This window comes from Komagataeibacter europaeus LMG 18890 (genome assembly GCF_000285295.1).
GTDB classification, from domain to species: Bacteria; Pseudomonadota; Alphaproteobacteria; order Acetobacterales; family Acetobacteraceae; genus Komagataeibacter; species Komagataeibacter europaeus.
On record NZ_CADP01000086.1, the window covers coordinates 1 to 11,262 of the forward strand.

Consider the following 11,262-nt stretch of genomic DNA (forward strand, 5'->3'; position numbering starts at 1 on the left):
TTCTGCGAAAAATCAATCAAACCGCTTTCTGATTCAGGCTCTGAGACATGCGTGCTGTCGAGTCTGTCACCACGACCAAACAGTTTCTGCCGTAATGTCCCCTTTTGATAGGCCGTCTTGTACCGTCCGCGTTTCTGTAGTTCGGGGATGATGAGATCCACAATATCCTCAAACGTTTCCGGTGCTACGGCATAGGCCAAGTTGAATCCGTCAATTCCGGTTTCTTCCATCCACGCTTCCATCTGGTCGGCTACTTCGGTGGGGCTGCCGACAATTGTGATCCCCATTCCCCCGATTGCCGCATGGCGGGCCAGTTCGCCCACTGTCCAGATCTTGTCCGGATTGAGAATGGTCAGGGAATCAATGGCGGAATTGATGGCATCATTGCGCACATGCCGTACCGGTTCATCATGGTGGTATTGCGCAAAATCAATGCCGGTCCATCCCGATAATAGCGTCAATGCCCCTTCCAGACTTATGTACTGTCTATAGTCTTCGTATTTTGCCAATGCTTCTTCGCGTGTTGGTGCAGTCACGATTGTCAGCAAGGAAAAAATCAGTGGTTCATCGCTGCGACGTCCCTGCATCATGGCCTGTTTACGTATGCTGGCAACCGTTTTATGGATGATTTCCTTTGATGGCCCGGCAATAAAAACGCATTCGGCATGCATGCCCGCAAACTGCTGCCCCCGGCGGGATGCGCCGGCCTGAAACAGAACCGGCGTGCGCTGGGGGGAGGGTTCGGACAGGTGAATGGCATCCACCGTGAAGTATTTCCCATCATGACGAATGCGATGGACTTTCGATGGATCGGTAAATACCCCGCTGATACGGTCGCGCCGCACGGCATCATCGGCCCAGCTGCCTTCCCATAGTCCATAGACGATCTGCATGTATTCATCCGCCATTTCATAGCGTACGTCATGGGACGACTGCTGTGCCCTGCCCGTGCTTTTTGCTGCGCTGTTCAGGTAGCCCGTGACGATATTCCACCCGATGCGTCCCTGTGTCAGATGATCCAGCGTGGACATGCGCCGCGCAAAGGGAAACGGATGTTCGTAGGACAGGGTTGCTGTCAGGCCAAAGCCCAGATTACGCGTTACTGACGCCATGGCCGAAATCAGCATGGCGGGATCATTGACCGGAACCTGTGCGGCATTGCGCAATGCCGCATCGGGTGATGCGCCATATACATCATAAATACCCAGTACATCTGCCAGAAACAGGGCATCGAACAGACCGCGTTCCAGTGTGCAAGCCAGATCTGTCCAGTATTGCAGGGTATGGTACTGGTCCGATCGGTCACGTGGGTGCCGCCACAGGCCACTGGCCTGATGGGACACGCAGTTCATGTCAAATGCATTGAGGCGAATTTCTTTCATTTCAGCATATCCGTTCAGAACTGTACCGTATTCAGTCAAACCCGATCGATGCGCCGACGAACACGCCAAAACCATCACCCGGCTGCATGACCGACAGCTGCTTGCCCGCAGCCTGGTAACCGGGCACGACAATGGCCGCGTAATGTGTATTGGCAAGGTTGTTGAAGCTTATGAAAACTTCACGATGCTTGTGCGGCCAGGAATAACCGATATTGGCGTTATAGATGTGGTAGGAGGGTGCGAAATACGTCATGTCATAGGACGCGCCCACCCTGGACGAAACCTGCGCATTGAAACTGGCGTAAAACCCGTTGCGCATATCCAGATGGATTTCACCCTGATAGAAATGTTCAGGGATTCCGGGCAGATGGTTATTGCCAAAAACGGCATCATGCTTGTAGCGGAAGTCCTGATATGTATAGGCCTGCCGCAGCGACAGCGTATTACCTGCCCATTTCAGCAGTTCGGTTTCCAGTGAAATCTCGACACCCTGATGCATGGTGGGCGAGGCATTACCGTAAATCGATGTGCCTGCGGCAAGGGATGCTGGTGTTGTCACCGTCAGCAATTCATTATGGACCGAGGAATGATAGTAACTCAGGCTCCATTTATTATGGAAATAATGGCCCGTCGTCCCGATTTCAAACGTGGTCGCGGTCTGGTTACGCAGGCGACCGGATGTGGAATTCTCCCCCGCCGCAGCCTGTAACGGATAACTGGCCGCGTTATAGTAATTGCCGGCATAATTGTAGTTCCAGTCATTGGGCGGCTGCAGGCTGCGGCTGACATTGCCGTATATCTCCACATGCTTGTCCGGAATATAACGGAACCCGCCACGTGGAATGAAATTGACCGAAGCTGTGTGCAGGTCACTGCGGTTGGGATAGGTGACATCCGACGTGCGTTTGATGAAGGCCACCGCACCTGCCGCTGTCAGCCACAGGTTATGCGCGACCTCGGTATTGTTGCGCAGATGGAAATAGTTTTCCGTGCCGCCATATTTTACATTACGCAGCAACGTACCGTCCGGCACGCCACCGAATACACTGCTGACGCGAATGCGGTTGCGCTGCCATGCCTCGATATCGGTATAGCTCAGGATACCGAACTGCGTGTCGCTCCTGTGGCCTGCCAGCACATCATGCCGGTCGTAATTCAGTACGCCGGCAATCGTCTTGTATCCCCATATCTGGGATGATGCGGTATTCTGGATATCAATCGGCGCATCCTGATAATTGCCACCGACTTCGATCTTTGACCTGTCATCAATGCGTATGGTGGTCATGGATCCGTAATATTTCGTGCCGGGCTGGATGCGGTGTGCCCCCCATGCATAATACGGTGACTGCGCCTGTCTGGGGTTGGACAGGATCTGGTCGCGCGTCAGGTAGCCGGGATAGCCGTTATCGGTCTGCCGGTAGCGGAAAAATGCCCGTGTTGATACACGGTCATTGAAACGGTAGCCAAAATTGGCATTCAGTCCGAAACTGGTTGCCTTTGTATTGTCCTGATAGCCGCCGCGATATGAATTGGTGGCGCTGATATAATAATCAAACTTGCCAAACACGCCGCCGGAACTGAGTTGTTCCTTGACGTAGCCGAAGCTGCCCGCTTCGACACGGGCCTGATAACGCTGTGCATCATATCCGGTCATGGACACGTAATTCAGCGCGCCGCCAAGCTGCATGCCGCCATAGTCGAAAGCATTCGCCCCGCGCAGTACCTCGGTATAACGCAGGCCCAGCGGTTCAAACAGTTCATAGGGCGTGCCAGCGGGTGTGGTGACTGGCAGCCCGTCAAACATCATAAGCAGGCCAGAGCGGAAGTAATTGGTGCCGGTGGCAATGCCCGACCCACGAATTGACAGGCGTATGCCATCGCCCCCGCCCGAGGACTGCGCGAATACGCCCGGCTGGAATGACAGGGCATCCGCATTGGTGAAGTTACGGCCCTTCAGCACTTTCTGCGCGTCGATCACGCTGGTTGCGCCGGGAATGGATGCCAGGCGTGACTCCGCCCGCGATGCGGGCGACAGGCGATGGCGCGAGACGGAAATGACTTCCGGCCGTGCAGGCGAAGGGGCTGCCCGATCGGGCGCAGCGGGTGTCACGTTCTGCCGCGTGGGCCGGACATGCTGCGTTTCATGACTGTGTGGTGCGGGCGACGAAGCCACGGTGTCCGCCGCGAACGCGCCAGGCGCAAAACCCAGCAGCGAGGAGCCGACCACCATTGTCGTCCGATGCGACAGGAAGCGGGATCGGGAAAGATATCTGTCAGATGGGGGGCGTGCGGATATCCGTGTCATTGGGAATGATTCCATGGATGCATGCATGCGCATGATTATTTTGTGAATGTTTTTTCTTCATTTCATCAGTTCTTATCGTGTACACATTTTACTGTTTCCTGAAAGAAAACTCTCCGAGGACCGTTCCAAAATATTGTCCATGAAACATTCCGCAAATTGTAAAGGGGTTTTTTGGTGAAGCTTTTTTCAAAAAGCTTCAGGAGGCGTCGCCTTTTTAAATAAAGGCAGCACCCGGAAAATTTTATTTTTATTTGGGAGTGACGCGACTGTACTGTCGGTTAAACCAGACAAGGGCCGGGCGGACATCATCATTGCCTACGGTGACATCAACCACATGCGCAATGACGATCGTATGCGTCCCTACATCACGGATTTCACGGATACGGCAGTCAAAGCTGACCAGCGCATCATCCAGCACCGGCGCACCGGTCAGGCCCGCATGCCATTTTCCTGCCGCGAAACGCTCCGCCATGGACCGCGACCGACTGCTGAAGGTATTGGACAGTTCGTGCTGCGCCTCATGCAGGACATTGATGGCCAGCACACCATGTTTCAGAATATAGGGATGCGCGCTTGTAGTGCGGTTGATGCACACCAGCAGCGTTGGCGGCGTATCCGACACGCTGCATACCGCCGACGCCGTAAACCCGTGTGGTCCATGGGGGCCGTCCGTCGTCACGACCGTAACTGCACCCGGCAACGCCGCCATGCCGTTGCGAAACGTATCGACACTGACTGCCGCTTCATCAGATGCGTTATAGCCAAACGGTGCAATGACATTGTTCATGGTCAATCAGTTCCTGATATCAGTGGAAAACAGCAGGTCGGTCGCATCGGGAACCGTGTCCCGCCGCACGGGCGGGGCCTGCTGGCGCAATGCGGGGTCCATGTCGGGGTCGTAGCCGAACACATCCCAGCGCGAGAAAAAGGCGATCACCACACCCGCCAGCGGCGCCATCAGCACCACCCAGAACAGAGCGGGACCAAGATGTGCATTCATCCATGGGAAGGACAGCAGGATAAGCGTGCCGCCAATGCCGGATACCAGCCGTGCGATACCTATGCCCAGTCCGCGCAGTTCGGTGGGGTAGCTCAGGGTGGGATAGACCATAAGCTGGCAGCCCGGCCCGAACCCCTGCGCGAACAGGAAGGCGGCAAAACCGGCCAGGGCTACGATGATACCCGTCGTCCCATGCGGCACGCCGGTCAGGGCCAGCGCCCCGACCCCCGCCACCTGCATGAGATACCCCGCCAGGATAACGGGCCGGGAGCGTACACTGCGCGCCAGACGCACGCCCAGCAGCCCGCCGGGAAAGGCCACGGCCAGGTTGAGGATGATGGAAATCACCACGACCTGCACCGGGCTGGCATGCATGATGGATACCAGCAGCGTGGGCAGGCCAAATATGATGATATTGTAGGACATGCTGCTGATCAGCGTCATGCTGACCACCATCAGCCCGCGCTGCAGCAGCGGCCGCCGTAACAGCCGCCATGGATCGACCTGCATGGCCACCGGCACCTGTCCCGGCACGGCACGGACGACCGGGTCAATTCCGTACGACCGGCGCAGGATGTCAGCCGCCTGCTGCAGGTCACCCCGGCGGGCGATCCATACGGGGGATTCACTCATGTACCGCCCGCGCACCAGAATGATGACCAGAGCGGGGACCGCGCCAAACGCCAGCGATGCCCGCCACAGCCAGTCTGGATGGCCTGCTGGCAGCACGTAAGACAGGGCAAACACGATCACGAAGCAGGCGGATGACGCCGCATACCATGTCGGGCACCATGCCGCCGCATGGGCCGCCTTGCTGCCCCGTCCCTCCAGCCGCGAGAATTCCGACAGGAACGCCATCGCCACCGGCAGGTCCATGCCTACCCCGAACCCCATGGCGAAACGCGCCGCGATCAGGATACCGGCCGTGGGTGCAAGCCCCGCCACCAGGGCCGCGATGACAAAACACACCATATCGGCCATGAACACGGCGTACCGCCCGATGCGGTCCGTCAGCCATCCGCCCGCAATACTGCCCACGATGGTTCCGGCATTCAGCGCGGCGGCCACCAGCCCCGTCTGGAACGCGGACAGGCCAAAATGCGCCTGTACATCCGAAATGCCCCATGACAGGGTGGTCAGGTCATAGGCATCAAGAAACACGCCCCCCAGTGCCAGGGCTACAACCATGCGTGCATGGCTGCCCGCCCGCGGGCCCGCATTTACAAGGGCGGATATGTCATCCGCATCGCGCACGACGGGACGGTCATGGTGGGTCTGCGCCAATGTGGTCATGTCGTCGCCCGTTCTTCTTTAGGGTAATGGACAATGGGAAGCGACGCTGACAGCGCGCTTATGATGACAGCCAGCTTTTCGGCATGACGCGTGACTTCGGGCAGGCCCATCAGTTCCCCGAAACGCCCGCGCGCCAGTGGTCCCGCGACAAACAGGGTTCCTGCATGCCTGCTGCCAACGCAGGCACGCCCCAGTGCGTCGACATGCAGGCCAAGCCCGGTTGCATCCATTTCCACCAGACCGGCAGCGGCCAGTTCGCGCAGGTACGGCACGGTATGGATGATTGCGCCATGCGCCGGTCCCGTCGTGGTGATGATGGCGTCATACGTTTCGTCCCGCACGGTGTCGCCATGGCGAAGGGTCGTGACAAAACGTTCCCGCGCCACCTGTACGGCTGCCAGCCGTCCGGCCATGATGTCCAGCGTGCCGGCACGCTCGCGTGCATGCAGCACGTCTTCCACCTGTGGCGCGATACGGAAACGATGCGTATCCCAGAACGGTCGCAGGTGCCGGATCAGCCGCCTGCGTTCGGGCAATGGCAGGGCGGCCCATATATCGGGCGCCTGTTCGCGCAGCCGGTCAAACACGGCCTGCCATGGCTGGTCGGGACGGGCCGCCAGCGCATGACGCACGCGGCGTAGCAGATGGCCCACCGTGCGCGATGGCGGGGCGACGAATTGCCCCACCGGGTCAACGGCATGTGCCGCATGTCCATGCGAACGCTGCCCGCGCCGGGAAATGGCGGTGATCTTGCCATCATGCCCGCGTGCCGTCAGTGTGACGATGACATCCGCCATGCTCAGCCCCGTACCAACGATCAGGACACGGTCAGACGGCGCAATGTCCTCCAGCGCACCGGCCTGCCATGGATTGGTGACCAGAACGGGGTGATGCCCGGCAGGCAGGTGCAGGTCGCGCAGCAGTTCCGGTGGCCGTGGCGCGGGATGGCTGGTGGCGATGACCACAATATCAGCCCCCATGACGTGACCTGTGGCATCCGTAATGATCCAGTTGCCATCAGGTGACGCCTGCACGCCGGTTACCCTGTGCCGCAGGTGCGTCACCGCGCCCGAATGCAGTGCCGGGGCCAGGCGGTCGGCTACATAGCGGCCAAATACGGCGCGGGCGGGAAAGGCGCTGCCATTCGGCCTGAAGGCGGCCGGATCATTGGCCAGCGCATCCGTCTGCCGGATCCAGCTGACAAAGTCATCGGGCTGGCTGGTATCGATGCTCATGCGCGATGCGGGCACATTCACCCGGTGCTGCGGGTCAGTCGCGCCATAGGCCAGACCTGCGCCAAGGAAGGGGCGCGGTTCGAACACGGTAATGCGTCCGGGCGTGCTGGTGTCGCGCGCAAGGTGCCACGCCAGCGCCGCACCGCTGAACCCGCCGCCGATAATGGCGATATGGGGAATATGGGGGGAAACGGGCATGGCACGGTTCCTGTCGTCAGGCGGCGCGGGTCGGGCGGTGATCGCCCGCGATGGTTTCGCCAAACGGCCCCATGTTGTTCAGGTCCGACGCCCCGCGCACGGGGTGCGCGGTCGGCAGGTTGGGCAGTACGAGTTCACCGAACTGGTAGGCTTCTTCCAGATGCGGATAGCCGGAGAAAATGAACGTATCGATCCCCAGCCTGCGATATTCATCAATCCGCTCGGCCACCGTATCGGGATCGCCCACCAGCGCGGTCCCCGCCCCGCCGCGCACCAGGCCCACGCCCGCCCACAGGTTGGGGCTGATTTCCAGCCTGTCGCGCCGGCCGCCGTGCAGGGCGCTCATGCGTGACTGACCCACGGAATCCATGCGGGCAAAGACCTTCTGGGCCTTTGCGATGGTGGCGTCGTCCAGATGGCTGATCAGGCGGTCGGCTTCATGCCATGCTTCTTCCGCCGTTTCGCGCACGATGACATGCAGCCGGATGCCAAATGACACCTCGCGCCCCTGCGCATGGGCCAGCTTGCGCACATGGCTGATCTTTTCCGCCACCTGTGCCGGGGGTTCGCCCCATGTCAGGTATTTGTCGATCGATTTGGCCGCGACACGGGCGGCGGCTTCCGATGATCCGCCAAAATACAGCGGTGGCCCATCATGCTGGTATGGCGGGAACAGCAGGCGACCGTCCTTTATGGTAAAGTGCTTTCCTTCAGAATTGACGTCCTCGCCGCGTAGAAGCGCGCGGTAGATATCAAGGAATTCGTCCGTGATTTCGTAGCGCGTGGCATGGTCGGCAAACAGGCCGTCGCCTGCGTTTTCCGCCGGGTCGCCGCCGGTTACGATATTGATCAGCAGCCGCCCGTTGGAAAAACGGTCCAGCGTGGCGGTCATGCGCGCGGCAAGCGTGGGTGACAGCAGCCCCGGCCGTACCGCAATCAGGTAACGCAGCCGCTCGGTTACCGGCGCCAGGGCGGAAGCGACGACCCAGCTATCCTCGCAACTGCGCCCCGTCGGGATCAGGACACCGTAATACCCCAGCGTATCGGCGGCCTTTGCCACCTGCTGCAGGTACGGCAGGTCAACCGGGCGGCCGCCCTTCTGCGTGCCGAGGTAGCGGCTGTCGCCATGGGTGGGCAGGAACCACAGGACATTGATCCTGTCAGGAATTTCGTAAGACATGTTCAGGACGCCCTGGAAAATGTTTCATGGGGAAAAAGGGGTTCAGCCGGTGCATGCAGCGCTGCGGGATCACGGTACCGGCTGCCGAAATGACGGTTGGGCAGATGGGGCTGGCCCGGCGTGAACAGGCGTTCGCGCAGGGTCTCACGCGGGGTGTAGGCCGTGCGGTAGCGCCCGCGCCGCTGCAGTTCGGGCACGACCAGGTCAATGAAGTCGCGCGCGGTCTCGAATGTGTGGTACTGGCGCAGGTTGATGCCATCGATCCCGTCAACATCCAGCCAGCGTTCGATTTCATCGGCGATCCTGTCAGGTGTTCCCACGACAAAGAAGCGCCCTTCGTCAAACGATGCGATCTGGCGCAGCGCGCTGCCTACCGTCTGTTCGGGGTGGAAACGTCGGCCCATATTGCCAAATGGCACGCCCTCACGTTTCAGGATGTCGCCAATATGCGCATCTTCGGGGTAGCGGCGCAGGTCGATTTCCGCCTGTGCATGGATCAGCGCGCCCTCGACACTGTAATACTGGCGGTATTTTTCCAGCTTCTTTTCCGCCAGATGCTGCGTCGTGTCGGCAATGATGCCCGCCATGACAATAAAACGGATATCATCGCCATTACGGCCGTGCGCGCGTGCACGTGCGCGCGTGCGGGCAATGTTTTCACGCACGGCTTCCGTCGTCTGGCCGCCAATGAACACGACCTCCGCATGGCGGGCGGCGAATTCCAGCCCCGCTGGCGACCCGGTTGCCTGGAACAGAACCGGCGTGCGCTGCCGCCAGGGCGAGACGAGGTGCGGCCCCGCCACGCGGAAGTGCCGTCCGTCATGGTTGATGGGCCTTACGGCATCGGGATTGGCGTAAATGCCGGATGCGACATCATTGACGACGGCATCATCATCCCAGCTGCCCTCCCATAGCTTGTACAGGACATCGAGGTATTCATCCGCGATGGCGTAACGCTGGTCATGGGGAATTTCGTCCTCCATGCCGAAATTGCGGGCCGCGCTGCGCAGGTAGGATGTGACGATGTTCCACCCCACGCGGCCTTCGGTCAGCAGGTCAAGCGTAGCCATGCGCCGGGCGAAGGCGAAGGGCGGTTCGTACGTCGTGGAAAACGTGACGCCAAAGCCGATATTTTTCGTCACCGCCGCCATGGCGGGCACCAGCATGAGGGGATCAAGGTTGGGGATCTGCAACCCTTCGCGCAGGGCAGCGGCCGTGCCATCGCCAAAGCGGTCATAGGTGCCGATGACATCCGCCAGGAAGATCGCGTCAAACAGGCCTTCTTCCGCCAGTTTCGCGACTTCCAGCCAGTACGCCATTTCCCCGAACCGGTGCCGGTTGTTATCCGGCGCACGCCACATGCCGTGCACGATATGGCTGACGCAGGCCATTTCGAACAGGTTGACGTGCAACTGTCTGGGCTGCGTTGTCATGCCGCGTGTTCCTGTTGCGCACTGGTGGAGACGGACGGGGCGGCAGCCCCGGCGCGATCGCGCCAGCGCGAACCGAATGCCGTGCCGTTCAGCACAAGGTCACCCAGTTCGCGCTGCCGCTGGACCAGCGGGTTATGCGACGCCAGCGTGCGGGCGTTGCGCCAGTGACGGTCCAGCCGCCGTGAGGTGCTGGTGGCGGAGGCCCCGCCCACTTCAAACAGCAGCGTGGCCGCTTCCAGCACCTGGCCTGCCACGATCTGCTGTGCCTGATAGGCCTGTACCTGCGCGGTATCGAAGGCTGGGCCGCTTTCATGTCCCGCCGCCCACTGGGGGAAGACCGCTTCCAGCGCCCATGCCACCCTGTCCACCAGCGTATCGGCTGAAAACGACAGGGCGGACAGGCGTCCTACCACCCCTTGCACCAGCGGGTCATGGCGTTGGGCCACCTGTCCCGGAACGCCGAATGTACGTGTGCGCGGGCGCACGAAGGCCACCGCATCGCGCACGATGGCCCGCCCGATCCCCGCCAGCGTGGCAAGGTGGAAAAGCTGGTAATAGGTGGTGAAATATTCGTTGGTGGGAAATTCGGAAAGTGGCGTGCGGTTGATGATGTAATCGTCGGGCACTGCAACGTTTTTGAAATGCGTCGTGCCGCTGCCGGTCAGGCGCTGGCCAAAACCATCCCAGTCATCGACGCGGGTCACGCCGGGCGCGTCGGCCGGTACGACAAGCTGGATGCGGTCGGTGCCATCGGTTGCGATCGCGACAATCCACGACGCATAAAGCGTGCCGGTGGAATAATATTTCGTGCCATCCAGCCGCCACTGTCCCTGCGGATCGGGCGTAAGGGTGGTGGTGGTCTTGCAGTTACCCATAAATTTTTTCTTCTGTAATTTGATAGGAGAGAGCACCTGTAACGATATCTGCCAGGCGAGACATTCCTCTCCAGATAACAGTTGTTCCGGGCGGAGCATCGGAAGCGCGATCAAGGTAACCACCCAGTCTGGCGACTGCCCGGATGTAAAAATCCAGGTCTGGTGAAGTGCTGAGTTTGCGTATGGGTGTGAACTGTTCGAGTATTTGGCGTTCCACATCTGTAAAAACGGTAGAAGGCGACGTCCCTGGTAATTCACGCCTGAGCATTGTTATCCATGAGATACGCCAGGCCACCACGCAGCATAAGGCGATACAGTTTGCGAGCCGGCCTGCGGTCGTTAGGCGGAGCTCTTCAAGCTT

Annotated in this window: 8 protein-coding genes and 1 pseudogene; all 9 read right to left on the bottom strand. The window is 60.0% G+C overall.

Going from position 1 to position 11,262, the window contains the following annotated elements:
- A partial coding sequence (locus tag GEU01_RS16590) for an LLM class flavin-dependent oxidoreductase (protein WP_019086967.1) occupies window positions 1-1,382 on the bottom strand: 1,382 nt, incomplete at its 3' end.
- Between the two features lie 31 nt (window positions 1,383-1,413).
- Complete coding sequence (locus GEU01_RS16595; RefSeq protein WP_019086968.1) at window positions 1,414-3,612, bottom strand: TonB-dependent receptor family protein; 2,199 nt, start codon at window positions 3,610-3,612, stop codon at window positions 1,414-1,416.
- 322 nt (window positions 3,613-3,934) lie between these two features.
- Complete coding sequence (locus tag GEU01_RS16605; RefSeq protein WP_019086969.1) at window positions 3,935-4,474, bottom strand: flavin reductase; 540 nt, start codon at window positions 4,472-4,474, stop codon at window positions 3,935-3,937.
- A 6-nt stretch (window positions 4,475-4,480) separates the two neighbouring features.
- Window positions 4,481-5,980, bottom strand: coding sequence for an MFS transporter (locus tag GEU01_RS16610; RefSeq protein WP_026018816.1), 1,500 nt, complete (start codon window positions 5,978-5,980; stop codon window positions 4,481-4,483).
- Window positions 5,977-7,413: an FAD/NAD(P)-binding protein gene (locus tag GEU01_RS16615; RefSeq protein ID WP_019086971.1), complete on the bottom strand. Its 1,437-nt coding sequence runs from the start codon at window positions 7,411-7,413 to the stop codon at window positions 5,977-5,979. Before GEU01_RS16615 ends, GEU01_RS16610 begins: the two co-directional genes overlap by 4 nt.
- Window positions 7,414-7,429: 16 nt before the next feature.
- Window positions 7,430-8,593: an FMNH2-dependent alkanesulfonate monooxygenase gene (gene ssuD / locus GEU01_RS16620; RefSeq protein WP_019086972.1), complete on the bottom strand. Its 1,164-nt coding sequence runs from the start codon at window positions 8,591-8,593 to the stop codon at window positions 7,430-7,432.
- Window positions 8,594-8,595: 2 nt separating this feature from the next.
- Window positions 8,596-10,026: an NtaA/DmoA family FMN-dependent monooxygenase gene (locus GEU01_RS16625; protein ID WP_019086973.1), complete on the bottom strand. Its 1,431-nt coding sequence runs from the start codon at window positions 10,024-10,026 to the stop codon at window positions 8,596-8,598.
- Window positions 10,023-10,886, bottom strand: a pseudogene (locus GEU01_RS23055) (acyl-CoA dehydrogenase family protein); the annotation flags it as partial. The gene GEU01_RS16625 and the pseudogene GEU01_RS23055, both read right to left, overlap by 4 nt.
- Window positions 10,887-10,893: 7 nt before the next feature.
- Window positions 10,894-11,262: IS4 family transposase (locus GEU01_RS24690; RefSeq protein ID WP_269719726.1), on the bottom strand; the 369-nt coding region annotated here is incomplete at its 5' end.